Annotated in this window: 20 protein-coding genes; 6 read left to right on the top strand and 14 right to left on the bottom strand. The window is 63.8% G+C overall.

The window, feature by feature from the left end; all coding sequences use genetic code 11:
- The first annotated feature begins 114 nt into the window (after positions 1-114).
- Positions 115-1,938, top strand: a complete 1,824-nt coding sequence (locus tag G3N96_RS02425; protein ID WP_206136115.1) for an acyl-CoA dehydrogenase — start codon at positions 115-117, stop codon at positions 1,936-1,938.
- Between the two features lie 54 nt (positions 1,939-1,992).
- Positions 1,993-3,177 (top strand): acetyl-CoA C-acyltransferase, encoded by a 1,185-nt coding sequence (locus G3N96_RS02420; RefSeq protein WP_206136114.1) that lies wholly within the window; start codon positions 1,993-1,995, stop codon positions 3,175-3,177.
- A 231-nt stretch (positions 3,178-3,408) separates the two neighbouring features.
- Here G3N96_RS02420 and G3N96_RS02415 read toward each other — a convergent pair whose 3' ends face one another.
- The 5 genes from G3N96_RS02415 to G3N96_RS02395 form a co-directional block, all read right to left on the bottom strand.
- The gene (locus G3N96_RS02415; RefSeq protein WP_206136113.1) at positions 3,409-5,031 is read right to left on the bottom strand and encodes an AMP-binding protein; all 1,623 of its coding nucleotides are present in this window, start codon (positions 5,029-5,031) and stop codon (positions 3,409-3,411) included.
- Positions 5,032-5,523: 492 nt separating this feature from the next.
- Positions 5,524-6,648 (bottom strand): porin, encoded by a 1,125-nt coding sequence (locus G3N96_RS02410; RefSeq protein ID WP_206136112.1) that lies wholly within the window; start codon positions 6,646-6,648, stop codon positions 5,524-5,526.
- Positions 6,649-6,803: 155 nt separating this feature from the next.
- Positions 6,804-9,944: an efflux RND transporter permease subunit gene (locus G3N96_RS02405; RefSeq protein ID WP_206136111.1), complete on the bottom strand. Its 3,141-nt coding sequence runs from the start codon at positions 9,942-9,944 to the stop codon at positions 6,804-6,806.
- Positions 9,941-11,059, bottom strand: coding sequence for an efflux RND transporter periplasmic adaptor subunit (locus tag G3N96_RS02400; RefSeq protein ID WP_124579363.1), 1,119 nt, complete (start codon positions 11,057-11,059; stop codon positions 9,941-9,943). The genes G3N96_RS02405 and G3N96_RS02400 overlap by 4 nt, the downstream gene beginning before the upstream one ends.
- Positions 11,060-11,088: 29 nt before the next feature.
- Positions 11,089-11,676, bottom strand: a complete 588-nt coding sequence (locus G3N96_RS02395) for a TetR/AcrR family transcriptional regulator (protein ID WP_124579365.1) — start codon at positions 11,674-11,676, stop codon at positions 11,089-11,091.
- 81 nt (positions 11,677-11,757) lie between these two features.
- Here G3N96_RS02395 and G3N96_RS02390 point away from each other — a divergent pair, with 81 nt between their 5' ends.
- Positions 11,758-13,158 (top strand): TolC family protein, encoded by a 1,401-nt coding sequence (locus tag G3N96_RS02390; RefSeq protein WP_206136110.1) that lies wholly within the window; start codon positions 11,758-11,760, stop codon positions 13,156-13,158.
- Between the two features lie 102 nt (positions 13,159-13,260).
- Here G3N96_RS02390 and G3N96_RS02385 read toward each other — a convergent pair whose 3' ends face one another.
- Entirely contained in the window at positions 13,261-15,708 is a 2,448-nt protein-coding gene (locus G3N96_RS02385) for an AsmA family protein (RefSeq protein WP_206136109.1), read from the bottom strand.
- Positions 15,709-15,962: 254 nt separating this feature from the next.
- Here G3N96_RS02385 and G3N96_RS02380 point away from each other — a divergent pair, with 254 nt between their 5' ends.
- Entirely contained in the window at positions 15,963-17,768 is a 1,806-nt protein-coding gene (locus G3N96_RS02380; RefSeq protein ID WP_206136108.1) for an alkaline phosphatase D family protein, read from the top strand.
- Between the two features lie 16 nt (positions 17,769-17,784).
- On the opposite strand, the gene G3N96_RS02375 is transcribed toward G3N96_RS02380, so the two are convergent.
- The gene (locus G3N96_RS02375; RefSeq protein ID WP_206136137.1) at positions 17,785-17,931 is read right to left on the bottom strand and encodes a DUF3096 domain-containing protein; all 147 of its coding nucleotides are present in this window, start codon (positions 17,929-17,931) and stop codon (positions 17,785-17,787) included.
- Positions 17,932-18,048: 117 nt separating this feature from the next.
- The gene (locus G3N96_RS02370; RefSeq protein WP_206136107.1) at positions 18,049-18,396 is read right to left on the bottom strand and encodes a hypothetical protein; all 348 of its coding nucleotides are present in this window, start codon (positions 18,394-18,396) and stop codon (positions 18,049-18,051) included.
- Positions 18,397-18,852: 456 nt separating this feature from the next.
- Between G3N96_RS02370 and G3N96_RS02365 the strand changes: the two genes are divergently transcribed.
- On the top strand, positions 18,853-19,728 hold the full coding sequence (locus tag G3N96_RS02365; RefSeq protein WP_124579369.1) for a phytanoyl-CoA dioxygenase family protein: 876 nt from the start codon (positions 18,853-18,855) through the stop codon (positions 19,726-19,728).
- Positions 19,729-19,969: 241 nt separating this feature from the next.
- On the opposite strand, the gene G3N96_RS02360 is transcribed toward G3N96_RS02365, so the two are convergent.
- A complete protein-coding gene (locus G3N96_RS02360) occupies positions 19,970-20,392 on the bottom strand; it encodes a hypothetical protein (RefSeq protein ID WP_206136106.1) in 423 nt (140 codons plus the stop codon).
- 437 nt (positions 20,393-20,829) lie between these two features.
- On the opposite strand from G3N96_RS02360, the gene G3N96_RS02355 reads away from it, so the two are divergent.
- Complete coding sequence (locus tag G3N96_RS02355) at positions 20,830-22,098, top strand: aminotransferase class III-fold pyridoxal phosphate-dependent enzyme (protein WP_206136105.1); 1,269 nt, start codon at positions 20,830-20,832, stop codon at positions 22,096-22,098.
- A 292-nt stretch (positions 22,099-22,390) separates the two neighbouring features.
- Here G3N96_RS02355 and G3N96_RS02350 read toward each other — a convergent pair whose 3' ends face one another.
- From G3N96_RS02350 to G3N96_RS02330, 5 genes are all read right to left on the bottom strand, one after another.
- Entirely contained in the window at positions 22,391-22,687 is a 297-nt protein-coding gene (locus G3N96_RS02350) for an EthD family reductase (protein ID WP_124579375.1), read from the bottom strand.
- Between the two features lie 51 nt (positions 22,688-22,738).
- Positions 22,739-23,428 carry a hypothetical protein gene (locus tag G3N96_RS02345; protein ID WP_206136104.1) on the bottom strand — a complete coding sequence of 230 codons (690 nt, stop codon included), beginning with the start codon at positions 23,426-23,428 and terminating at the stop codon, positions 22,739-22,741.
- A gap of 204 nt (positions 23,429-23,632) precedes the next feature.
- Positions 23,633-24,781, bottom strand: a complete 1,149-nt coding sequence (locus G3N96_RS02340; protein ID WP_346778868.1) for an MFS transporter — start codon at positions 24,779-24,781, stop codon at positions 23,633-23,635.
- A 244-nt stretch (positions 24,782-25,025) separates the two neighbouring features.
- Positions 25,026-25,904 (bottom strand): phytanoyl-CoA dioxygenase family protein, encoded by an 879-nt coding sequence (locus G3N96_RS02335; RefSeq protein WP_175238298.1) that lies wholly within the window; start codon positions 25,902-25,904, stop codon positions 25,026-25,028.
- A 21-nt stretch (positions 25,905-25,925) separates the two neighbouring features.
- Positions 25,926-26,783: an NAD(P)-binding domain-containing protein gene (locus tag G3N96_RS02330; protein WP_241022431.1), complete on the bottom strand. Its 858-nt coding sequence runs from the start codon at positions 26,781-26,783 to the stop codon at positions 25,926-25,928.
- Positions 26,784-26,957 lie beyond the last annotated feature (174 nt).

Genomic DNA, 26,957 nt, shown 5'->3' with positions numbered 1-26,957 from the left:
CGTCCTTCAGCGTTTCCCGGCTCGATCGCTTCGAACCCATCATTTCGCATTCCAGAATTTATTGAAGCGATTCGAAATCGTGCCAAGACACCAGACCCCCACTCACTCGATGCCATGACTAGCGAACTCACCCTCTCCCGCCGCGACGTGGAGTTCATTCTTTTCGACTGGCTGCAGGTCGAATCGCTTACGCGCCGGCCACGATTTGCCGGGCAGGACCGCTTCGACTACACCTCCGTGCTGGATGTGTACGAATCGCTTGCCACGGATCTCTTCAAACCGCACAACAAGAAGAACGACAGTAACGAACCCGCATTCGACGGAGAACGCGTCACCCTCAACCCGGAAGTGGGGGTCGCATTGCGTGCGTTTGCGGCCGCCGGCCTGATCAGCGCATCGTTCCCCAACGAGTGGAACGGCATGAGCCTGCCCAGCACCGTGGAGCGGGCCGGCATGGCGTATTTGCTGGCAGCCAATCCGGGAACCGCGGGCTACGCCTTTCTCACGATCGCCAACGCCAATTTGCTGATGGCCCACGGCGAGCGCGACCGGGTCGAGCCCTACGTCAAGGCCATGGCGGAAGGGCGATGCTTCGGCACGATGTGCCTGTCGGAGCCGCAAGCCGGGTCGAGTCTTGCCGATATCCGCACGCGCGCGGTTCCGGGCCGGGACGGCCGCTACCGCCTGTTCGGCAACAAGATGTGGATCTCCGGCGGCGATCACGAGATTGCCGAGAACATCGTCCACCTGGTATTGGCCAAGATTCCCGATGAAAACGGCCAACTTCCTCCGGGCGTTCAAGGGATATCGCTCTTCACCGTCCCGCGCAAGTTGATCAACGCCGACGGGCTGCCTGGCGAGCGAAACGATGTCGTACTCGCCGGCATCAATCACAAGATGGGGTACCGCGGCACGGTCAATTGCCTGCTGAACTTTGGTGAGGGTCGCTACCGCCCGGAAGGCGAAGCGGGCGCCATCGGGGAAATCGTCGGCGAGCCCGGCAAAGGGCTGGCCTACATGTTCCACATGATGAACGAGGCGCGTATCTCGGTCGGCCTCAGCGCCGCCGCGATCGGCTATACCGGCTACCTTCACTCGCTGGATTATGCGATGACGCGCCTGCAGGGCCGGACACGCGGAGACCGATCGCCCTCGTCGGAACAGGTCCCCATCATTCGTCATGCCGATGTCCGGCGCATGCTGCTCGCGCAAAAGGCCTATGTATCCGGTGCACTCGCGCTGTGTCTGTATGCGTCCCGACTGAGCGACGAAATGCATTCGCAAGAAGACGCCAACGATCGCGAAGAAGCGCACGGCCTGCTTGACCTGCTCACCCCCGTCGTCAAGAGCTGGTCGTCCCAATGGGGTCTCGTCGCCAACGATCTCGCCATTCAGGTTCATGGCGGCTACGGTTACACGCGCGAATACAACGTCGAGCAGTTCTATCGCGACAATCGGCTCAACCCGATACACGAAGGCACATTCGGCATCCAGGCGCTCGACCTGCTGGGTCGAAAGACGCGTGCAAACGGCGGCGCCGCGATGAATGCGCTCGACCGGAAAATCGCCGCGACGGTATTCAACGCACGGTCGATCCGTTCGCTCCATGACCATGCCGGCACGCTCGAATGCACGTGGGAGCGCATCCGACTCGTCACCGCCGAGTTGCACCGGCTCGACGACCCGGAGCGCCAGCTGGCGAATGCGGCGGCCTACCTCGAAGCATTTGGCCATGTCGTCGTCGGCTGGCTTTGGCTCGATCAGGCGATCGTGGCCAACACGCTCGCGAGCGGCCCCGCCGGAAGCGACTTCCATCGCGGCAAGCTCGCCGCGTGCGACTACTTCTTCGGGTGGGAAATGCCCAAGGTGGCCGCGTGGCTGGCGGTGCTCAATCCCGTGGAAACCACGCCCCTGACGATGCCGGAGCACTGGTTCTAATCCGTGCGCGAACCCTCCATTCCGTTGCTTTCGTTTAATTCATGAGGATGTCATATGATTGATGCCGTCATCGTTTCCACCGCGCGCACGCCGATCGGCAAGGCCTATCGCGGCGCATTCAACCTCACGCACTCGCCCACCCTGCTCGGTCACGCCATCCGGCATGCCGTGCTGCGCGCCGGGATCGAACCGGATCGCATCGAGGACGCCGTCATCGGTTCGGTGCTCAACGCGGGTACCGCCGGCAACAATGTCGCCCGACAAGGTGTGCTGGCGGCCGGGCTGCCTGCTTCGGTCGGCGCGCAAACGCTTGACCGGCAATGTGCGTCGGGCCTGATGGCGATCGCCACGGCCGCCAAACAGATCATGTGCGACGGGATGCAGGTGGTGGTCGCGGGCGGCCAGGAAAACATCTCGGCGGTACAGACGCGCTACTTCGAGTGGACGCGTGCCGACCAGGATCCCAACGTGCTGGCCGTGCAGCCCGCCGCCTACATGCCGATGCTCGAGACCGCCGAGTTCGTTTCCCGCAAGTACGGGATCGCTCGGGACGTGCAGGATCAGTACGCGCTCGATTCCCAGCTGCGCACTGCCGCCGCACAAAAGGAAGGCCGCTTCTCGGACGAAATCGTCCCGATCACGACACAGATGCTGGTCGTCGACAAGGCGACCGGCGAAACGTGGCGGAGGGAGGTCACGCTCACGCAGGATGAGGGCAATCGTCCCGGCACGACGCTCGAATCGCTTGCCGCGCTCGCACCGGTGGTCGACGGTGGCGTGGTGACCGCCGGGAACGCCAGCCAGCTGTCGGACGGTGCAAGCGCCTGCGTGCTGATGAACGGCAAGACCGCCGAACAGATCGGCGCAACGCCCCTGGGCATCTATCGCGGCATGACCGTCGTAGGCAATGCGCCCGAGGAGATGGGCATCGGCCCCCTCTACGCGATCCCCAAACTCCTGAAGCTTCATGGTCTGACGGTCGACGACATCGGACTGTGGGAGCTCAACGAGGCATTTGCCTGCCAGGTGCTGTACTGTCGCGACAAGCTGGGAATCGATCCGGCCCGATACAACGTCAACGGCGGCAGCATTTCGATCGGCCATCCGTACGGGATGACGGGCGCCCGCCTGGTTGGACACGCACTGATCGAAGGCAAGCGACGCGGCGCGCGCTACGTCGTCGTATCGATGTGCGTGGGGGGCGGCATGGGTGCGGCCGGCTTGTTCGAAGTCGTCTGACGGAACGTGTCTTTACCCGCAACACGAATGGGGCGGCAGCCCCGCTCTTGCGGGCCCTGCCTACCTTTCCGCGGATGCTTGAGAGGACCTTGTGTCGCATGCGCGCCTGATGCGCCACCGCACCAGGCGCGCGGCGCGCGACGGACCTTTTCCGTGCTGCCATGCGCGTGCCGGTCAGGAGACGGGTGATGCCGGCCGCTCGACCTTCCGGCATCACCTCGGTCGATCACGTCAATGGTTCGACACCCGCAACTCGCGCCGAAGGATCTTCCCGACGTTGCTCTTTGGCAGGCTGTCGCGAAACTCGATGCTTTTCGGGCGCTTGTAACCCGTCAGCTGGCCTTTACAGAACGCCATCAGGTCTTCGAACGTGAGCGCCGGATCTTTCCTGACCACGAACAGCTTGACGGCCTCTCCGGAATGCTCGTCGGGCACGCCGATCGCCGCGACCTCGTATACGCCGGGGTGGTTGGCGACGACCTCTTCGATCTCGTTCGGGTAGACGTTGAAACCGGACACGAGAATCATGTCCTTCTTGCGGTCGACGATTCGCACGAAGCCCGCTTCGGAGATCGACGCAATGTCACCCGATCTGAAGAAGCCGTCCGCGGTCATCACCTTCGCGGTCTCGTCCGGCCGCTGCCAGTAACCCGCCATCACCTGCGGGCCACGAATGCACAGCTCTCCGGCTGCGCCGGGCGGCAATTCGTTGCCGTCGTCGTCCCGGATCGACACTTCCGTGGAGGGCAACGGCAGGCCGATCGTGCCGTTGAACTCGCCATCGGCCACGGGATTGATCGCGACGCAAGGTGATGTCTCGGACAGCCCGTATCCGTCGATGATCGGCGCGCCGGTCATCGCCTTCCAGCGCCTGGCGACGGCTTCCTGCGTGGCCATCCCGCCGCCGTTGGCCAGCAGCAGATTGGAGAAATCGAGGCGCGAGAAGTCGGGATGATGGAGCATCGCGTTGAAGAGCGTGTTGACGCCCGGAAAGCTCGTGATCTTGTATCCGGCGAGCGACTCGATCATCCCGCCGATATCCCGCGGATTCGGCACCAGTATGCAGAGCCCACCCGTGTGCATCGTCAACAGGCAGCAGACGTTGAGCGCAAAGATGTGATAGATCGGAAGTGCGGCCACCGTGATGAACTGCGTCACGTCCGGGCGCCAGTCGCGAGCGGGTTTGAGCCAGACGTCCGTCTGCAGTACATTCGCGACGATGTTCCGATGCAACAGCGTCGCGCCTTTCGACACGCCGGTTGTCCCGCCCGTATATTGGAGAAAGGCGACATCGTCCGGCGACCGGGAAGCCGGTACGAATGTGCCCCGACGTCCCTCCTCGATCGCATCGTCAAATGCCTCATACGGGCTCGGCGTCTGTTCCGCGCCGGAAGCGTTGCCCTGCGCGGCCACCAGAACATGCTGCACCTGCGTGTGCGCAAGGATTGCATCCAGCGTTGCCGTGCAGCCGTCGAGAATGACGATCGCCTCCGCGCCACTGTCATTCAGCTGGTGTTGCAGCTCGCGGGGTGTATAGAGCGGGTTGACGTTGACGACAACGTAGCCGGCGCGCAGGACTGCACAAATCGAGATCGGGTACTGCAACACATTCGGCATCATGATGGCAACCCGCGCACCCCGCTCGAGGCCGCGTGACTGCAGCCACGCGGCCAGTGCCGCGGACATGCTGTCGAGTTCACCATAGGTGATCTGCTTGCCATCGCACGCAAACGCCGGATTCGCGCGAAACCGGCTGAAGCTTTGTTCGATCAATGCACTGATGTTTCGATACGCGCTGGAATCAATCTCTGCCGGAACACCCGGCGGATAGGCATCAAGCCAGATCCTTTCCATACCCAATCTCCTCTGTCCCGTTTGAATAATCGCGCGACGCCAATCTCCTCATCACGCGCGTGAATATGCCGGGACGCCTCGAACCCGCGAGACTCATCCCTCGTCGCAACGATAGGGCTGCGTGGTCGACCGCCAGTCAGCGACGCCGTGGATCACGTCGTCGGCAGACAGTTGACGGGCGACGGCCACCATCCTGCTTGTTTCGCCTTCATCGCACCCTGCCGGGCAGGCAAACTCATGCCCCCCCCGAGACGCGACTTCCGAGTCAGGGGGGACGCTGAAATTGGTCAATTGATATGGTCATTTGACCATACAGGGAAGCTTGCAGCAACTTGGTAGTTGCACGAGGCTGCGACACGGGACTTGTCGATGCCACACTCGAACCGAAGCCCGGGCCATCGGTGTCGAAGTTCGTCGAGGTTGCGCGTGGCTACCGTCAAAACGCACATCGTGTACATTTATTCAGCCCATGCAGGACGACCGCCGTGACGCTTAGAAGCGGTGACGCAGGCCGACCGTTGCGGCAGTCTGGCTGACCTTCGAGCTCGGGAACGCGTTGATATCGCCGTTGTAGATCGACGAACCCAAACCGGCGCCCTTCGTACCGCGCTGGTACACCATCTGAGCGTAGACGTCCGTACGCTTCGACAGGAAGTAATCGGCTTGCACGCCGAACTGATTCCAGTGCGCGCTGTTACCGTTCAGTTTCGCATTCGTATACGTATAGGCTGCGCCCAGGCCGAGCGCCGCCGTCAGGTTGTACTTCGCATTGACTTCGTAGTTGTCGGCGCGCAGCGTACCGGCACCGTTCGTCTGGTTGTCGAGGCGTGATTGCGTCCATGCCGCGCCAACCAGTGCCGGGCCAAATGCATACGTTGCCGCGATGCCATACGTGCGGCTGCGGCCCTGAATGCCGAATGCGTTGCCGTTCGTATCGACGGTCGGGTTCACCGCGCCCGACGTGGACAGGCCTGCGTTGTTCGCTTGCGAGTACGCCGCACCCAGCTTCAGGCCTTCAAACTGGTACGACACGCCGGCGCTGTATGCGCGGTTGTTCGCAAAGTTCGTGCTGTTCGAGAAAGAGTACGTGCCGCCGAATTGCAGGCCGGCATAGTTCACGCTCGTGTACTTGATCGTGTTGTTCAGCGCGACGTCGCCGTTCGTGCTCAGGCGGTCGTTGTTCAGCGGATGTGCGAAGTACGTGCCGCCCCACGAGCCCGTTGCCGTCAGCGGCGCCAGGTAGTCTTGCGTCGCGTCGTATTGCTTACCCAGCGTCACCGTACCGTACTGGCTCGACAGGCCGACGAATGCCTGGCGGTTGAACACGCCGCCGTTGCCGTTCGCGAACTTGCCGTTACCGAGGTTGAAACCGCTTTCCAACGTGAAGATTGCCTTCAGGCCGCCACCCAGGTCTTCCGAGCCACGCAGGCCGAAGCGGCTCTGGTCAATGCCCGAACCCATCGAGAAGCGTGACTTGCCTTGGCCTGATGCGGTCTGGACGTTGCTTTGATAGGTCAGGCCTGCGTCCAGCACGCCGTACAGCGAGACGCTGCTTTGCGCGTGTGCGACGGTGGAGAACGATACTGCAACTGCTGCAGCGATCAACGTCTTGTTCATTCGTGAAGCTCCATTCAAAAAAAGAGGCAGGTCTCGCGACCTCGTTCATAAACGGCCGGCAACCGCCAGCCACCGGGAGGACCTCGTGCTGTTGGTCGCACCCGGGTTTCCAAGGCGCCCGCATCGACGGGCGCTAAAGGGTCAGGCGACCCGTTTCAACATTTCCCGGGCGCATCGACAGCGCCGGAACCGAAGAACTTCCGGCTCCAGCCGGACAGCCTGTCGCTGAACAGCAGTTCATACAGCACCGGCACCATGCCGAGCGTGATCAACGTGCCGAGCAGCAGCCCGCCCATGATGGTGACGGCCATGCCGGTCCACAGCGTGCCGGCGAACAGCAGCAGCGGAATCAGGCCGGCGATGCAGGTCAGCTTGGTCATCACGATCGGCCGCAGGCGCGCCACGGCCGCCGCGACGACCGCTTCGCGGCGCGACTTGCCGGCCGCCAGTTCGACCTCGATACGCTCCAGCAGCAGCACCGCGTTGTTGACGATGATCCCGGCCAGCGACAGCAGGCCGAAGTTCGCCATGAAGCCCAACGGTTCGCGGGCGATGATCAGCGCGGGCCCGACGCCGATCATCGCGAACGGAATGATCCCGACGATCAGCAGCAGCTTGCGGAACGAGCCGAACTGCCAGATGAACAGCACCAGCATCGCGACCACCGCATGCGGCAGATACTCGCCGAGCGCCACGTTGGCCTCGGCGGACTCCTCGATTTCGGCGCCCAGCTCGATCCGGTACCCCGGCGGCAACGCGATCCGGCCGATGGCCGGCGCGAGCTGATCGACCGCCTGCTGCGCGGTGCCGTGGGTATTGCGGCCCTTCACGGTGAGCGTGCGCATCAGGTCGCGGCGTCGAATCGTCGACGGCTCGGTATTCAACGTGACCGTCGCGACCGCGGACAGCGGAACCGGCGCGCCGCCCGCAGCCGGATGGATCAGCGTATTGGCGAGATCTTCGGGCCGCGTGCGCTCGGCTTGCGCACCGCGCACGACCAGCGGCACCAGCGTATCGCCGTCTCGCAACACCGACACGTTGACGCCGGTATAGCGCGTGGCCAGCGCCGTGGAGATGTCCTCGCTGCTGACGCCCAGGCGCCGTGCCTTGTTCTGGTCGATCTCGACGTCGACACGCGGCACGCGCGGCCCCCAGTCGTCGTGGATCTGCACGATGCCCGGCTGGGTATGCAACGCTGCCTGAATCTTGCGGCCGATCTCGCGCAGCACGGCCTCGTCGGGGCCGGACACGCGATACGCCACCGTGCCCGCGTCGTGGGCGCTGCGCGAGAAGCGTTTCGCATCGGTTCGCACCTCGGGATGGTGTTGCGTCATCCACGCCTGGGTTCGGGCGATCACGGCGTCGAGATCCTGCGGCTTCGCGACGCTGACCGTGACGTAGCCGATATGCGACGCAGGCAGCGGCGGATTCAGCACCAGGACGACACGCGGGCCGCCGTCGGCGACATAGCCGATGCTGGTCGTCACCTCGGGATTGCGCTTGCGATCGTCGAGCCAACGGCTCAGGTCGCGGACCACGTCGCGCGTGAGCCGCGCATCGCTCCCGGGCTGCAGCTCGAGTTCGACCTGGAACTGCGGCCGGTCGGAAGCCGGCAGGAACCCGGCCGGACGCGTGGCCAGAATCGCGAGCGCACCGATCAGCAACGCGGTCATCACGACCAGGAACCGCCCCTTGTGATCGAGGACGCGTCGAATCAGGCGCGCATACGCACCGTAGAAGCGGCTTTGCTTGACCGTCGCGTCGGCATCGTGCCCGTGCGCATCGCCGCCGCCGTGATGGCCGGATTTCAGGAAGAAATAGCAGAGCAGCGGCGTCACCGTCAGACAGAGCAGCCACGACCCGAGCAGCGACAGCGTGAGCACGACCACGAGCGGGCGCAGGTATTCGTTGGTGGCGGTGTCGCCGAAGAAGAACGGCGAGAACGCGAAGATGATGACCAGCGATGACGTCAACAGCGGGATCGCGAGCGTACGGCCTGCCTCGATGCACGCGTGACGGCGCTCCTCGCCCGCGGCGAGGCGGCGTTCGACGTCCTCCGCGATCACGATGCCGTTGTCGACCAGCAAGCCGAGCGCGATGATGATCGCGGCCATCGACACGATGTGCAGTTCGATGCCCAGCGAGCGCATCACGAGCAGCGTGGCCAGGATGGTCAGCGGCACGATGCCGCCCACCACGACGCCGGCGCGCCAGCCGAGGAACAGCACGACGACGATCATCACGATCACGATCGTCTCGATCATCACCTGGTTCATGCGGCCCATTTCCCGCTCGACCACGTCCGCCTGGAAGGTCACGTAGTCGAGCGAAAAACCGGCGGGCAACTGCTGCTTCAATTCGTCCAGACGCGCGCGCAACGCCTGGCCGACCGCCTTCACGTTCTGGCCTTTGCGCATCGAGACGCCGAGAACGACCGCGTCTTCGCCGCGGTAGATCGCCGCGGACTCGGGCGGGTCGACGGGCCGGACCTCCACCTGGGCGATGTCGCCCAGGCGCACGGTGTCCGGCGCGGCTTCCGCGCGCGCGCCGGCCGGCGGCACGGTGAGCGTGAAATCCTGCAGCGCCTGCAGCGAGCGGATTTCGCCGGAGCTGACGACCGCGCTGTTCAGGCCCGACACCACGAGCCGACCGCCGGACTGCACCACGTTCTGCTTCTGCAGCTGTTGCATGACCGACGCGGTGGACAAATGCAGCCCCGCCATTCTGGCCCGGTCGAATTCGATATAGACGCGCTCCTCCTGCAGCCCATGAAAGCTGACGCCCTGCACGCCGGGCACGCGGTACAGCCCTTCGCGCAGCAGCTTCAGCGGTTCGCGCATCTCGCTCATCGAAAACCCCGGCGCGGTCACCGCGATGGACGCGATCGCCACGCGACCGAAGTCGTCGTCGATCTGCGGAGGCAGCGTGCCGGCCGGGAACAGCGGCACCGCTTCGTCGACCTTGGCGCGCATGCGCTGCAACACCGGCATCAGTGCATGCACGTCTTCACGCAACGAAACCTGGAGGATCACGCTGCCGTCGCGCACGGTGCTCGTGACGTGCTTCAGTTCGTTCAACTGACGCAGGCGCTCTTCCAGCGGCCGGGCGACGAACTGCTCCATCCGCTCGGCCGGCACGCCGGGGTTCGCGACGAACACCAGCGCGTCGCGAACGGTCGTGGAAGGTTCCTCCTGGGACGGGAACGTCAGGAAGGTGAACGCGCCGGTCACGAGAATCAGCAGCGCGACAAAGAAGGTGAGCCGGCTGGAATTGAGTGCGGCCTGGGTCAGCTTCACGAGCGCGCTCCCTGCAGAAGGGTCTGCGCCCGATACGTGACGACGGACTGGCCCTCGTTCAGGACGGCCGTCCCCGCGACCACCACCTGCTCGCCGGCGCGCAGGCCTTGCGTCACGGCGACGCGCCCGCCCGGAAGCAACTGACCGTCCGTGCGGATCGCGCGACGCTTCAGCGTCTGGCTGGCCCCGTCGATGACGAAGACGCTGCCTCGGCCGGCTTCCGTGCCGGCCATGACGGCCGCCGCCGGCAGCGTGATGTCATGCGCGTCGCCGCGCGGCAGCGCGACGGACAGCACGCCGCCGCTGCGCAGCCCGGAAGGGGCGCCCTGGACCCGGAAGATGGCTTGCACCAGCGAGCCGTTGTCGCTCCGGCCGGACAGCCGTTCCATGGTCAGCGTCACGCGATCCGTGCCGCTGACCGCGTGGGCTTCGGCGCCGGGTGCAAGCGTCGCGGCGATCGTGTCCGGCAGCATCACGACGGCTTCCAGCGCGCGGCCGGCCTCCATCTGCAGCACGCGCTGGCCTGCGGCGACATCCACGAACGGCTGGACCTGACGTGCGACGATTTCGCCGTCGAACGGGGCCGTGATGCGCGTGAACGCGAGATCGCGCCGGGCGCTCGCCACCGCGGCCTCCGCGACGCCCAGCTGGCTCGCGGCCTGCTGATGCGACGCCTGTGCGGCCTGTAACGCGGGCGCGGAAATGATGCCGTCGCGGGCGAGTTCCTCCTGCTGACGCAGGTGGGTGCGACGCTCGGCCAGGGTCGCGGCGGCGGCGGCACGATCGGCCGTCGCCTTGTCGAGCCGCCAGCGTGCCGGCGACTCGTCCAGTCGGGCGAGCACCTGCCCGGCCCGAACGCGATCGCCCACGTCGACCAGCATCGCGACGACGCGGCCCGACGACTCGAAGCCGAGGTCGGTGCGCTGGCGCGCACGAAGCGTCGCGACGAAGGTGTCGGCATGTGCCTGGCCGGCACCGCCGGCCACTTCGACCTTGACGGGCCGCGGTACGTCGGCAACCGGTGCGGCGGATGGCTGACATGCCGACAGCAGCGTTGCCGAGACGAGCGCGCAGAGTACCAGCCTGCCCGCTTGAGGCATGGAACGGGAATGCATCGTAAAACCTTCGAAATGAATGAGGGAGCTCAGGGAAGCTTGCGAATCGCGCTTTCCAGCGTGTCGCGCAACACTTGGCGCTGCTCGGGCGTGAACCGGTGCAGGTTGAGCACTTCGAGCAGGGCGATGCCGTCGAGGGCGACGACCAGCGCGAGCACCTGCCCTGCATCGGGGCCGCTTTGCGCAACCCGTGCATAGCTGCGCGAGAAGAAATCCCGCACGGGACCGGCCAGATGCGGATACAACGACGTGGCGGCCAGCAGGTTGGCCAGCAGCAGGCGGCGGTCTTCCGGCATGTCGAAGGTCAGCTTCGACAGCTCGGCCATCGACGACTTCAACGGCTTCGCGGAATCGTCCGCCTCACGCGCATCACGTGCCTCCTGCGCCCGCAGGTCCAGCATGTCCAGTTCGCCGACCACCCGCTCGATCAGCGCAGCCAGCAAGTCGTCGCGCGTTTTGAAATGGTAGACAAGGCCCGCTTTCGTGACCTTCGCGGCAGCGGCCACGGCTTCAATGGTCAGGTTCTGGATACCCTGGCTGGCCACGAGCTCGGCCGCGGCATCGAGAAGACGGTCGCGTGAACTGGTGCGGCCGGCTCGTCGCTCGGAAGTCGACATGGTGCATCTCCTTGGGATTGAAACTTAACTATACGTACAGTATAGTTTCGCGAACTCCATGTCAAGACTCAAGGCAAACCCATGACGACCGTTGTTTCCCGCCCCGTTTCCGCGCACCGAGTGCTGACCTGTCTTGCCGTTGCCGCGACACTCGCCCTCGGCGGCTGTGCAACCGCCCCGCCCAGCCACGTGGCCACGACGCCCGCCGTTGCGGCGCCCTCGCAATGGGCCGAAACGTCCCCCGGGAGCCAGGGCGCCGTCGGCGACATGTGGTGGCGGGATTTTGGCGATCCGGTGCTCGATCGACTGGTGGACAGCGCGCTCGACGCCAATCGTGACCTGAAGGTCGCCGCGGCGCGCCTCGCGCAGGCGCGCGCGCTCGGCGACAGCGCCGAGGCGGAGCGCCGTCCGCGGCTGGATGCGATGGCGCGCGGCGAGCGCGGGCGCGAAAACAGCGTCGATCCGCGTGCGGAGCGCAGCGGCGTCGGCTTGCGTGCCTCGTGGGAAGTCGATCTGTTCGGGCGCGGTGCATTGCTGGTGGACGCCGCACGGTCCGACAGCGATGTCGCTCGCGAGGCGCTCCGCGCGGCCCGCATCGCGCTGGCCGCGGACGTCAGTACCGCCTACTTCGAATTGCGCACGCTGGAGCGGCGCTCCGCGCTCAAGCGCGAAGCGCTCGAGGTTGCGCAAAGGCAGGCGGCCGTGGCGGCGCGCAAATTCGCCGCAGGCCAGGTAACGGCGCTGGATGTCGAACGCTGGCGTGCCGAGCTGGCGCAGGAACAGGCGTCGCTTGCCCAGCTCGACGGCGAACACCGGGTGCGCTTGCATCAGCTCGCGCTGCTCGTCGGCAGCCCCCAGGCGCCCGAGCTCGGCGCGCACACCGTGCCGGCCGCACTGCCCGTGCCGCCCGCGACGGTGTTGCCCGCCACGCTGCTCGAGCGCAGGCCCGACGTGCAGCGTCAGGCGCGTGCACTCGACGCCGCGCTCGCCCGTGCCGGCGCCGCCCGGAAAGAGGTCTATCCGCGCCTCCAGATCGAGTGGGCAGGGACGAAGGAAAGGCTGGCCGCGGTCGGCGATGGCGCCGCGCCTCGCGTGGCCGTCGGCTATGGCGTGTCGGTGACGCTGCCCATCCTCGACGGTGGCCGGATTCGCGCCAACGTCGCGGTGCAGGATGCGCGCGCGCAGGAAGCGATGGCCGAATACGAGAAGGCCATGCTGACGGCGCTCGTCGACGTCGAGACGAGCCTGGCCCGATGGTCCGCGTCGGATCGCTCGATGCAGGAGTGGCAACGCGCCGAGGCGGCCGGCAAGGTCGCCGCACGCAATGCGGCCAGACTATACGACGCTGGCCAGGCCGACATGAGCGATGTGCTCGCCGCGCGCCACGCGCACCTGCGGTCCCGCGACGCGCTGGAAACGGCGATCGGCGCGCAATGGGAAGCCGCGGTCGGCCTGCGCCGCACCTTTGCCGGGGCCGTCTAGGCTGCATGGCCGACGCGCGTCCGCGACGCTTGCGTCTGGGCGACGCGTGCTGGTTGCACCAGCGTCGGCGCGAAGCGTCTGTGTAGCTACCGCCCACCTCACTCACTTCGCATGCCGGGGTTCGCCACCCACCGGCGCGGAAGCCGAAGAAGCCCCCGCCGGCGCATTCATGTACGCCGGCGCCGCCTTCATCTTCTGCCGGACACCCGGCGGCGGCGCGACCGGGCGCCGCTCCATGTCGGCCAGCATCTGCCCGCACGGCAACGGGCGGCTGCGGCCCGGTTGCAGCAGCGCGAGCAGACTGGCGAGCGGGTTCAGCAAGCCCAGCCCGACCGCGGCACCGCCACGCGCGATCAGTGCGCCCGCCTTCACCCCGACGTGCGGTTGCTTGAAGGATCCGGTGACGTACAGCGGCGAGCGAAGCGAAATCACCCGGAATCCCTTGGTATGCGGATGGATCGTCAGATTCATGGTCTCGTCCCGCAGGTTCACGTTGCCGTCCATTCCGATCACCGCATCCTCGGTGTCGAGCGCGAACACGCGCGAGTCGAGCACGCCGTTGGTGGCCACGAAGTCGGCCACGCCGCAGTTGATCTTGACGTCGCGTGTGCCGAACAGTTTCTCGTACACCACGTTGGCGACGTTCAGCCCCGCGGCTTCCATCAGCAAGAGGCTCACCGTGCCGTCGGTCACCAAGGTCTTCACCTCGCCGTTGGCAGTCGCGGCGAGCGCCGCCGGCGAATTGCCGGTGGCCGATAACGCGGCATCGCCGTTGACCTCGCCGAGCGCCGTTTGCATCACCGGGAAGGTCGGGAACAACTGCTTGAGTTTCAGATGCCGCGCCTGCAGCGAGAACCGCCCTTTGAGCGGTACGCCGCTGCCGTCCAGGTGGATGTTCGACGCCAGCGTCCCGCCCGCGACACCGAAGTTCAGCGGGTTGAGCGTCAGCACGCCGTCATGCATCACGAGATGGGTCGACAGGTCGGTGATCGGCAGGCTCGCGGTCTTGACGATGCGCCGACCGGTGAATCGAACGTCGGCGTCGATCTTCTTCCAGCGGTCCGTGCGAAATGTCTCGACCGGCAACGCCTTGTTCGCGGGCTGTGCGACCGCGGCGCCCCGCCGCGCCTTGCTGGCATTCGTGTCGGCGCCGATGAGCGGCGCAAGGTCGGAGAACTGCAGCAGCCTCGACTCCAGCGTGCCGGACAACAACGGCCTCGGTTCGCGCGACACGTACACCAGCGTGCCGCCGAGATCGCTGCCGCCGACGCGTCCCGTGAAGTTCTCGTACTTGAAGACGTTGCCGGACGCCCGGAACTGGCCGACCAGCCGGCCGTCGGTCGCATAGGGCGAGGTTTCGGGCAGCGTGATGCCCGTGACGTCATACAGCTTGGCCATGCTGGTGCCCGCAAGCCACAGCCGGAGATCGACCGCGGCCAGGTGAGACGGGTCCGTCAGCGTGCCGACGAGCGCCAGGTGCGTATCGCCAAAGCGCAAATCGGCCTGAACCGGAAACGGACGTTGCGCGCCCCGCACGTCCAGCAAATTGCCGATCTTGCCCGTGCCGGCGACCTTGCCCTTCTTGTAGGTCCCCTTGACGGTCCAGCCGATCGTGTAAGTGCCGACGCCGGTGGTGGCCGCGTGCGCCGAGGCCGCCGATGCATGCGATGCCGCCGAGGCCGCCGCCCCCGGTGCGGCGGTGGCGGGAGCGTTCGATACCGCTGCCGTGCCTGATGCGGCCGGGGCGATCGCGCTGCCGGATGTCGTCGCGGCAGCATGCGAGGCAGCGGCCAACGCTTGCGAAGCCGCTGCCGAGGCGCGTGACGCCGCTTCGGCACCCGATGCAGGAACCACCGGCTGCGCCGAACCGGCGTGCGCCTGGGCCGCGAGCTTCTTTTGACCCGCCGGCCCGACGGCCTTTGCCGATTCGTGGTGCGCCAACGCCTCCTGCTGCTTCATCACCGCGTCGAACGGGATCGGCTGGCCAAGCGTGTCGATCACCGCGCTCAGGTCGAACTGCTTCTGCTGGTCGTAGTAGCCGAGATTGCCTTGGGCAAACGCGATCTCATGCAGGTCGAGCGTCCATCGGCCCGATTGGGCGGACTGCTTGAACTTGAGCGTCCAGTTGGCTCGCCCGTCCTTCAGGCGCTCGAGGTCGACGGACGGATTGACCAGATCGATTGCCGGAATCACGATGCGGCGCGCCATCAGCGGCAGCGCCTCGACCTCGAAACTGATCGCGTCCAGCGTGACGAAATACTTCGTGCGCGCCCAGTCGGGGTTGGAGATCGTGACATTACGTGCGACGAATCGTGGCCATGGCACCCATGCGCGCCAGCCATGCTCGCTCGCGGGCCGACGCCACCCGACCTGCAGGTCGCCGTTGATGACGAACTGCCGTCCGATCGCATCCGATACCTTGTCATCGATCCACGGTCGGGCTCGATTCCAGTCGAACGTCACGATGACGATCACCAGCGCGGCAAGCGCCAGGGCGACGCTCACGGCAAGCCACGCGGCCGCCTTGCCGACGCTGTGGCCGATGTGCATTGCTCACTCCCCGAGTTTGCTGCCCGGTATCAAGCAAGGCGCGTTCCTGCGGACAGAAGCCTTCCGCCAGAGGGCGTGCGGTCATGCGAAATGGGGTTCTCACGACTTTCCGGTCGTCGCGCTTCGCAGTAACGTTCCGGATCGACTGCTCCACCTGCCGCGCGCGGCGGGAGCGATTGCAAGCTGTTGGGGGCGAGAAGCGGGCGCCCGCCGCGGCGCTTCCCGCATCCCCGGGATGTCGATCGGGAGGATCAATGGATCGTCGCCATTTCCTCAAGTCGTCGGCTTTTTTTACCATTGCGGCCGCCGTCGCCGCCACGCACGACGTTTCACCGGCGGCCCTGCCGGGCAGCCCCGCGCGCAAGAACCTCCATCGATTCCCGCAAGGTGTCGCAAGCGGTGACCCGCGCGATCGCTCCATCGTGTTCTGGACGCGATGCGTTCCGGTATCCAGCGGTGTGCAGCACGACGCAAAAGGCGCCGCGCGCGCAGTACCGCTACGACTCGAAGTGTCGACGCGGGCGGATTTCTCGACGCTCGTCGCGAGCGTCCCGCTGCGGGCGCTGGCCATCTACGACTTCACCGTGCGTGCGAAGGTGACGGCCTTCTCGCCGAAGACCACCTACCACTACAGGTTCGTCGCCGGCGACGACGTCAGCGTGACGGGCGTCGCGCGCACCGCGCCGGCGGCTAACGAGGCCAACGAACGGGTTCGCTTCGCGTGGCTCACCTGCCAGGACTGGAGCGTCAACCACTGGCAAGCGATGACGCTGCTGGCCGACGAGCGCGACCTCGATTTCGTCGTGCACGTGGGCGACTACATCTATGAAACGGTCGGGACCGCTCCCCCGGGCCGCGCCGAGCCGGCGCATCCTCCGCTGCACCTGAGCGGCGGCAAGCTGCTCGCGGACGGCCGCGCGTACGCCGAGACGCTCGAAGACTACCGTGCGCTCTATCGCACCTATCGAACCGATCCGCGCCTGCAGACGCTGCACCAGCGCCTGCCGATGATCGCGATCTGGGACGACCACGAATTTTCCGACGACTGCTGGCAGGATCATCAGGTCTACACCAACGAGGAGCGGCAGGAAACCTCGCGACGCCGCAGCGCCAGTCGCGCGTGGGCCGAATACATGCCGGTGGATTGGGACGATGTGCGCTTCGAGCCGGACAATCCGTCGTACACGAACATCCGCATCTACCGCGATTTTCGTTTCGGCATGCTGATGCATCTGGTGATGACGGACGAGCGGCTGTATCGCGACGACCACGTCGTGAGCGAAGCCGCGGTCGCACGGGCGCACGGGCACGACCCGGTGCATGGGGACGACGCAGCCGGCTCGCGCTACTTCGTCAAGCAGGACGTGCTGCAACGTGACGAGGCGCGCGAGACCCGCCAGCTCGGCCGCCCGCCGTCGATGCTCGGCCCGGAACAGACACGATGGTGGAAAACCTTGATGAAGGACTCGCCGGCCACCTGGAAAGTTTGGGGAAACGAAGTGATGTTGAACCGTCTGTGGTTCGTGATGCCGGGCGCACCCGCGGCGCCGGCGGCCTGCCTCGTGGTCGATTGCGACGCATGGGACGGCTATCCCGCGCACAAGCACGAACTGCTCGCTTACTTGCGGGAGCACGGGATCCGTAACGTCGTCGCGATCACCGGCGACCTGCATGCCTTTCAGGGCGGGGTCGTGCGCGACGCTCCCGATCCCGCGACGGGCGTGCCGGTCATCGTCGATTTCGTCTGCGCCGGCATCAGCAGCCTGTCCTTCTATACGTACCTGAAAGCCGCGTGGAACGGGACACCGCTCGCATCGATCGTGGCGACCCCGGCCAGGCTCGACCGCTTCCTGATCGCGAACAACCCCGATCTGTGCCACGCCGACCACGACGCGCAGGGTTATGCATCAGCCACCGTCACACCGGAATCCTTTTCCGTCACGTTCAACAAGGTAAAGCCGTTGAACCCGGACGGCACCGCACCCACGGACGCACTGCTCGGCCGTACGCGACTGACGGTGCCCAGGGATTCAGTCGAGGTACGCGTCGAACGTATCTAGACGCCGACGCGGCGCGTCAGTGGAAATGTCGGCCGAAAAGCCCAAGCAGGCCGATGACGATCAGATAGATTGCGACGATGTAGTTCAGCAGGCGCGGTACCACCAGAATGAGAATCCCGGCGATCAGCGAGACCAACGGGCTCCAGTTCGTGAATGTGTGCATGGCGTTGCCCTCATGACAATAGATCGCGAAATCGCTGGATGAAGCGCCTCGCCGAAACACGACGGGCATGTGTCGTGCAGCGTTTCATTGCGGGGCGGAGCGATTTCCGTGCCCGGCTCAGCGCGCGAACCCCTGTGAAAATACTTGCATGCCATGGCGTTCGCGCATCTCACGACGCTGCGTCGTGCGGAAACCTCGCGCGCCGCGGCGTCGGGACAGAATTGACAAGGGCTTGAAAAATCGTCCGAGGATCGCGCGCCGGTCGCCGTGCAGCCGCGCCGGCGAGGAATGTCGATCGTCGCGCACGCAACGGCACGGGAATCGGTCCCGTACGCGGGCGCTGATGACGAGCGAGCAGCTTGCGTGCCCGATCACCTGGTTCGCGCCACACTGAGCCTGCCCCGTATGCGCGAACCCGAGCGTAAGACTGAACGTGTCGAGGAACGTCGTCGCCGGCGTGACCATTCGATCTCGAATCATGTCTCACCACATCGCGCCAGGCTTGATCACACCTTTCGCATCCACGCCGGAACGACCGCTCTCATTTCATCGGCTACACCATTCAAAAGCGACGGGTTAACCATGATCGACCGTCTAAAAACGCCATGTTAACTTCCTCGATCATACGACTTGGTCATTTGACCTGATTCGTCACGAATTCGCCAGCTCACCGGAAAACCCGGCGAACGCCTACCTGTCTGTCGCTTTCGGGAACACCTACTGGACCACCCAGAGGTCGCGACAACGTCGGGAACAACGTGCGGGCTCCGTCAACCGGCGTGAAAGGAACGTATGACTGAGAGCGAAGGCATACACGGTCAAATGACTCAGTCAATTATTCGACTTGAGGTCTGGATCACCACCCGAATCAGCACGTGACGCCGCGTCTGATTTACCCGTCCACGCAACTTTGAGGCAACCATGAACGCAAACATTCAGACCATTCAGGACACGCTCCCCACCGTCCCCAAGCAGACCAGCGCGCAAGAGATCGTGTCGCTCATGAATCAATATGGTGGAGTCCGGATCAAGAATTATCTGACCCAGGAGCAGGTCGCGAACATCAATCGCGAGGTCGATGCGCCGCTCGAGCGGCTTCGCGAAGGGTCGTCGCACGACAACGAACTGATCAAGGAATTCCACGGCACCTATACGAAGCGCCTGACGAACATGGTCACGCACAGCAAGACGTTCGGGGACGTTCTGGATGACGAACTCTTCCATGAGCTCGGCGAGGTGCTCTACCGTGAAGAGTCCGGCGACTGGTGGCTTTCGACCGCGCAGGTCATCGACATCGGCCCGGGCAACACGGCACAGATGCTGCATCGCGACGTCGGCAATTTCCCGCCCCTGTGCGCGCTCGGCGTCAACGGGCCGACGGTATTCACCAACCTCATGATTGCGCTGACGCGCTTCACCGAGGAAAACGGCGCCACCCGAATCATTCCGGGGAGCCAGAACTGGGACGAGGATTACTTCGACAGCAAGGGCACGCCCGACATGACCATTGCCGCCGAGATGGATGCCGGCGACGCATTGCTGTTCAGCGGCAAGGTGATCCACGGCGGCGGCGCGAACGTGACGAAGAACGAGCGCCGGCGCGGGCTCACGATTCCGATGCAACCGTCCTACCTGACGCCGGAGGAAGCGTATCCCTTCATCGTCGAGATGGACACCGTGAGGCGCCTGTCGAAACGCGTTCAGCGAATCATCGGCTTCCGCTCGCAATATCCGGCCGGCACGCCGGGCCTGTGGCAAGTCGACTACGACGATATCGCGACGCATCTCGGTCTCTGAGCCTCAAACAGACGCCTGCATCCGTCCGGGAGGGCCCCCGCCCTCCACGGATTCCGTGATGCACATGCACCGGCCACGACAGCATCACCGCCAGCGAGACACCCCATGAAGATCGACCCGACGAATCGCGTTGCGATCTTGAGAACAATGCGGGGATCGCGCGCCTTTCCGGGGATGGCCCTCAAGAGCCGACTTTCTATTGCACCTCATCCAACTCAGGAGCGTGATCATGGTGAAGCGCTTATTTGTCGCAATCTCTCTCGTTGCCGGACTCCTTCTTGTACTCAGCCCGGGATTCATGGTTCTCTACCATATCGAGCACTACGACTCGAGCCAATAGGCGCCATCCGGAAAGATCGAACATGCCGGCGTAGCCGCGCGCGCGGATCGTGTCGAACGCGATCCGCGTAGCGCGCTGCTTGCGCTTCGGTCGGCGGCTTTCGGTCTTGAACCGACCAGACAGTGTATGAGGCCATGCGTCGAGAACGCGCGGGCCCGCACGCTGCGGATACTTCCGACTGTGTCGATCAGCCTGCCCCTGCCATGCGCGCACCGTGCGCCTGAACACGCCTGTACACACAGCTATCTCCCGCCGCGAAATCTTCTCGCGGAAGTCCACCGCCGCCGCCGCCCAGCCCGCATCCCCGCGTTGATCGCCCTGCATCCCTGCTCGACAGCTGGAGCGGGGATTTCCATCATGCGGATCGGATGTCGACGCCGCACCGCGCACGCCGCCGAACTGCCGCCGTTCGACTCGCCTCCTCCCCATCGCCGTGGCATGGCGCACCTGACGTTGATCCACTGCCGGGCAGCACTAGTGGAAAACGCCAATTTCCGTCTGGACGACATTTATAGACACTAGATTCGGTCAAATGACCAAGTCACATGAACTGACGACGGACACCCAAGCGCGTGACGCAGCAAGGCTGCATTCGCGGAGCGAGCTTAGTCGGCACATCGATCCACCGCCGAGACGCGAGATTTCGGATGCGGCATTCCCCAACATTCCGGAGGGCTCGAATACATGGTCATATGACTCAGTCAAGCGAATTGAAATCGGGTCTGACGTTCCGGGAACGAATTTTTCACAAGGAGTCGAGCATGGACAGGCTGGCAAGGAAGAACGAGTGGTTCGCAAGAGCCGAAAAGGTCATCCCGGGCGGGATGTACGGTCACCAGAGCGTCAAGTATTTGACGGAGGATTTCCCGCTGTACTTCGCAAAGGCGAAAGGCACCCATCTCTGGGACGTCGACGGCAACCAGTACATCGACTACGTATGTGGCTACGGCACGAACCTGTTCGGCTACGGCAACGAGCGGATCGAGCAAGCCGCGGCCCTCCAGTTGCAGAAGATCGACACGGCGACGGGCCCCAGCGAGGTGATGGTTCAGCTTGCCGAGGCGCTCACTCAACAGGTCAGCCACGCCGATTGGGCGATGTTCTGCAAGAACGGCTCGGACGCCACGTCGATGGCCATGGTGATCTCGCGCGCGTATCGCGAGAAGCGGAAGATCCTCGTTGCGCGCGGCACGTACCATGGTGCATCCCCGTGGAACGTACCCTATACGACGGGGATTACCAAGGAAGACCGCGCTCACGTCGTCTACTTCGAGTACAACGATATCGAGAGCCTCAACGCCGCCGTCAAGAGCGTCGACGGTGACGTAGCGGCCATCTACGCCACGCCGTTCCGGCACGAAGTGCTCTACGACCAGTTTTTCCCGTCGATCGAGTACGCGAAGGAATGCCGTCGCCTCGCGGACGAGCAGGAAGCGCTTCTGGTCGTCGACGAGGTCCGCACGGGGCTGCGCCTGTCGCGTGATTGCACATGGTCGGACTGGGGCGTGCACCCGGACCTCAGCTGCTGGGGCAAGGCCATCGGCGGCGGCTATGCGATCGCGGCGGTGCTCGGTTCGGACAAGGCACGAGAGGCCGCGACGAACATCTTCGTCACGGGCTCCTACTGGCTCTCGGCCGTGCCGATGGCCGCGGCCATCGAAACGCTGCGCCTGGTACGTGAAACGGACTACCTCGAACACACCACGCGGTTGGCGGACAAGCTGCGTGCCGGCCTCGCCGAGCAAGCCGAGCGGCATGGCTTCGAACTCAAGCAGACCGGGCCGAGCGTCATGCCCCAGATGCTGTTCGCGGGTGACGACGAGCTCGTGTCGCGCGGCCGGGCGTGGGCTTCGGAAGTCATCAAGAATGGCGCCTATCTCCACCCGTGGCACAACATGTTCTTTACGGCGAGCCATACCGACGAAGACATCGCGCGTACGCTCGAGGCGACGGAAACGGCGTTTGGTGCGATCAAGCAGAAGGCGGTGGCAGTGAGCCGCCTGGATATCCTGGACACGGTGCAGCGTTAATACCGGACGTTCCACGCGCCTTCGGCCCACGGCCGAAGGCTGTATTCCCCGGTGAGTTCTTCCGGCGTCAACGCCCTGAGTGGCCTCGCGAGCGATTGATCGGCGTGGTGTCAGGCAACACGCGATTCACTACCGAACCGCGTCTTCGTCAAATTGCCGTCGCCCATTCCGTCTGCTGCCCCCCCTTCCAGCAACGGCACGCTCATTGCCCAACAGGGGCGCGACAACGCGCCGGAAGGCCGCCAAGCGCGGCGCCGCACGCGCTTCCGCGCAAGGCATCACGTCGTGCCAATCAGTCGCCCGCCCGGAAGATCGCCGGCTGGACCTGGGTGAAGTTCCGCACATCGCCGACCACCTCGGCTGTTCTGGCGGACGACAGCGCGGCGTCGATTCCAGCCTGATCGTTGAAACGCAGCAGCGTGACGCAGGCAAAAGGTTGTGGGCCCGGAGCCGGAAACAGAACCTCCACCGACTGGAGGCCACATTCGCCCCACGCCTCACGTACGAGCGAGGCGTGGGTGGCAAGATAGTACTCGCGATCAAATTCCATACCCTCTACAGCGGGATAACTCACGATCAAGGTAGCCATATCCGATCTCTCGCATGAAGATTCAAATACATTCCCGCAGGAGCGCGACAATTACTGCGGCTTTCGCTCCAGGCGGCCCAGGGTATAACCTCGAATCAGATTCCCTTCCCTTTCCTGCACCCGTTCCAGCGCACAATAGGCGTAATACAACGAAACTGACATATAAGACCACGACAGCAATGCAAATATATAGAAAATCATATGATCGCTGTCGCCAGGGATATGAAGGAAGTCGTAGATGCTCGCAATGACCTGCGTAGATACGAGTGTCAGGACCACACTCGCAGCATTACGATACTCTCCGGCATTCGCCAATTTCTTGACAACGTAAATGAGGTAAAACGAGAACAAAGACCACATCACCAGATAGAAATACGGCTTGGGTCCAACCATGAAATCCGCGGTCCACAAAATAGCCGTCCCCACCAGTGCACCCACCGCATACAAAACGTCGCCGACCATCGATGGCTTATATCGATGCGTAACCGCCATCATCCCCGCAACGATGATGATCGGCACGCCGAAGCCTCTTGAAAACGCGTCGCAGAAAAGCGAGATACTGAAAAAGATCGTCTTGTCGGTCAAGGCATTGATCATCAAATTCGTCGCCGAGAACGTCACGACCAGCGACTCGAATCCAAGAAGGCCGTTGCGCTTTCGGAAGTACTTCACGCCACAAATGAACGAAGTCACGATCAACGCGAGATCAGCCAGGCAATAAAGATAGAATTTGAGTTCCATGAAAAAATTCCGTGATCGTCGAGAGGTTTGTCTGCCGCTGTGTTCATCGTCCACGTTCAAGGCAGTTTTTCGCGCTGCCTGTCGACGCGAGAGGACGCTTCCGAGAGATGTCTGCGCCGCACTGGCATGTCAGGCATGCTGGCGCCGCCCGGGTACCGGTGCGGTCAGTGCGGCCGCGCTCGGTTGATCGCTTCATCGCGCACGTCAGGCGACAGCGGCTTCGGCATGTTTTGCCTTGAACTGCCGGATCGCCACGCTGGTCAGAAGGATCGGCACCACCAGCAACCCGACGGAAAGCCAGCCGACCGCGCGCAAACCGGCCACGCTGAACACCGTGCCGGCAATCGCCGGGCCGACCGCCAGGCCGAGATTGATTGCCGACGCACAGGTCGCAGTGCTTCTTCCGCTGGCATCCATTTGCGAAAGTGCCCCCACCATATAAGGCGCCACCAGCGTGGCGCCGGCACTGACGAGCGCCGTCGACACGAGAAACGCCCACTTGCCGCCCACGCAATACATGCCCAGGCTGCATGCGATCAACAGCGCGAGTCCAAGTGCGATCGGCTTGAACAGACCAAAGCGATCGCCCAGCCAGTTGACCGCCACCCCCACCGGCAACTGGAGGGCCGCATTGAGCATGAACAGCATGCCGAGTTGCTCCGCTTCGACGCCCCGGGTTGCAGCGACCTCAGCGGCAAATCCCATGAGGGCCGTCTGTGAGACGTAGATGAGGAATGCGCTGATCAGAATCCCTCGGACGTCACTGGATTTGATGGCGTCCTTCCCGACCGCTTCCTCGCTTGCGTTGACCGCAGGATGCATGAACGCGCCGAAAAACAACGCCGCCACGACCACGGCGAGCTGGACGGCATCCACCCCGATATGACCCATCTTCACATTCAGGATCGGTACGACGTACATCGCACAGGAAAATATGATGGCCATCGCCACGGCGACTTGCGCCGCGACTTTCTCCGGGTGCTTGACGTGTGCAATCACCCCATACGCGCACACGCAGCTGACGCCCAAGGCGGCGCCGAGAACCAGCTTTGCGGCGACGAATACGTAGAAATTATGTGAAAACATCGCACACGTCGACAGAACCGCAAGCGCTGCCGCAGCGAGCGCACCCGTTCTCTTGTTCAACGTCGCCGTATGACGACCGAAAAAGATGATGGAAAGCGAAAGACAGAGCAGCACCGCGGACGCAAGCCAGCCAGCGGTGCTTTCGGACAGCCCGAACCGGGCCATCGATTCCTCGATGCTGAATGGGAGCAGATAGGTGGGAGTCCAGACCACGGCCCCGGTATAAAGCAGCGCGATTTTTCGGATTCCCTTGATTTCGACACTCACGATCGACTCCTTGTCGTTTGCACGAATACGAGATCGCGACGAGGCATCGAATCGCCCTCTTGCTCGCATTCATACCGGTACTGTTTCGAAGACTGCTGCATCCAACCGAAAAATCGCAAAATCAGGCTTGCTCGCTCTGCACCGATCCAGGCATCCCGTCGAGCGACCACGATGCCTCCAGATGATGGAATCGCCCGATTTCCGCGTGAAAACCGGGCCAGGATTCCACCACCCAACCCGTGCATTAATCGAAATGCCCGACCTCGAGGAAATCCTTCATCTTCAACAGGTCGTTCGGATCCGACATTTGACCGTTACGCTCGACGAAGCCGGCAAACGTCGTGCCGTACGTCCAGCCGAGCAGGCGCTGCAGCTCTTCCGGATAGCGCTTCACGCGTTCGATCGGCAGCGTGAGGTACTGGTTTTCTTCCTGGCGGAGGATCGCCAGGTCATACGACATCGTCAGGCCGGTGCGCGGGGCGTCGCTGGTATTCTTCCCGCCGCCGTGATACGTCGAGCCGATGAAGAACAGCGCATCGCCGGCGGACATCTCCGCGGAAACGGCTTCCTCCTGCCTGGGCATGCGCTCGTCGTCCCACTTGTGGCTACCCGGGATGACGAGCGTGGCGCCGTTTGCCGCCGTAAAGTCCGATACGGCCACCATCACCTGGAACCGCGCTTCGCGCCCATAGTTCGGGTGCCGCCAGAGCCATACGGAATCGTCACGATGCAACGGCTGAAGGCCCTGACCCGGCAGAATCTGGATGGCTTGCGTCACCCCCACCTGGATATCGGGCGCGACATCAACCTGGTTCTCGCCGCTCCAGATCTTGATCGGCGTCTGCAGGATGCTGCGCGCCGCACCCAGGTAGAGCGGATGCAATGCAACCTCGGCCATCCAGTCGGTACGCGCGAAGAGACGCGAGACGCGACGCGTCTGTGTCCCGGCGAAGTAATCGTCTACTCCGTTCGGAGCCGACTCGAGCGTGTCAAAAAGCGTACGCTGGATTCGCGCAAGCAAATCGGAATCGAGAAAGTTCTTGACGATCGCACCACCATCCTGCCTGACTGCATTGGCAAGATCTTCAGGAGTGCTATTACTTGAAAGGCGCTGCAACGACATGATGATTCCTCCAACAAATTGTCAATGATTAAAAAGCGCAGCGTATCCTCGGTCACCACTGCCTTCTGCAATGGATGACAGGATGCGCTCGCGTAGCGCCTTCAGAATTCGCGGCGGCTGTCCGATATCTTCCTGCGCCTGCTGAAACAGTTCGGTCGCTCGCGCGTAGATGTCGAGGTCCGCTCCGCGCGGTTGATAGTCGGACGCCGCCACGGACTCGAACAGACCTTCGATGAAGTGAGTCTGACCGGCGAGATAGTTTGGGATCAGGTCGCGAATCTCGTCGATCGAAATGCCCGAGTTCACCACGAATCTGAGGCCTTCCAGGAAGGCTGCGCCAGCACCAAAAACGAACGTGCCCGTCAACCCGGCATCGAGCACGTTCGGCACGTCAGGTCGTGCACCGACGTAGGTGGATTGCGGCGCAATCTTCCGGAGCAGAGGCTCCACTTCGCTCCAGATCTTCTCGTCGCCGCCAAAAAGGATGACGGCGTTCTCGCGGCCGATATCGGGCGGGAAGCACTGGATTGTTCCACTGATGAATTTTGCTCCGGCGCCACGCACGATTTGATCCAGCTTCCGCACCTCGGACGGGCGCCCCGTGGCCAGATTGACCACCGTTTTCCCTTTCAGGCGCTCGCCCAGCGCCTCGAAGTCCGCCGCGAGGTCAACCGGTGTTGCCGTCACGACGACGATGACGTCCGCCTCATCAAAGGCGGTGGTGGCGCGCTCGGCAACCCGGGCTCCCAGTTCGCGCAGACGCTGCGCCTTTTCAGCCTTCCTGTTCCAGACGACGACTTCCGCACCATCGTCAATCAGGGTGGCGGCAATGGCGGACCCCATCACACCCAGGCCCAAGACGGCAATCACATGGCTCATTCGTATTCCCTATCGTTGTCGTTGACCACACTACCGAGAAACATCCTTCTTTCAAGTCAACCACACGAATCATTAGACTTGGTCATATGCCTATCACGCAAGCCGCATGCCAATCGGATCCGGGTGTTCGCCGTTCGTGAAGGGCGGCTGACGCGCGCGGTGGTGATGCACATG

It is taken from the genome of Burkholderia sp. Se-20373, assembly GCF_017104705.1.
Taxonomy (GTDB): Bacteria; Pseudomonadota; Gammaproteobacteria; order Burkholderiales; family Burkholderiaceae; genus Burkholderia.
This window is presented reverse-complemented; position numbering and strand designations above follow the sequence as displayed.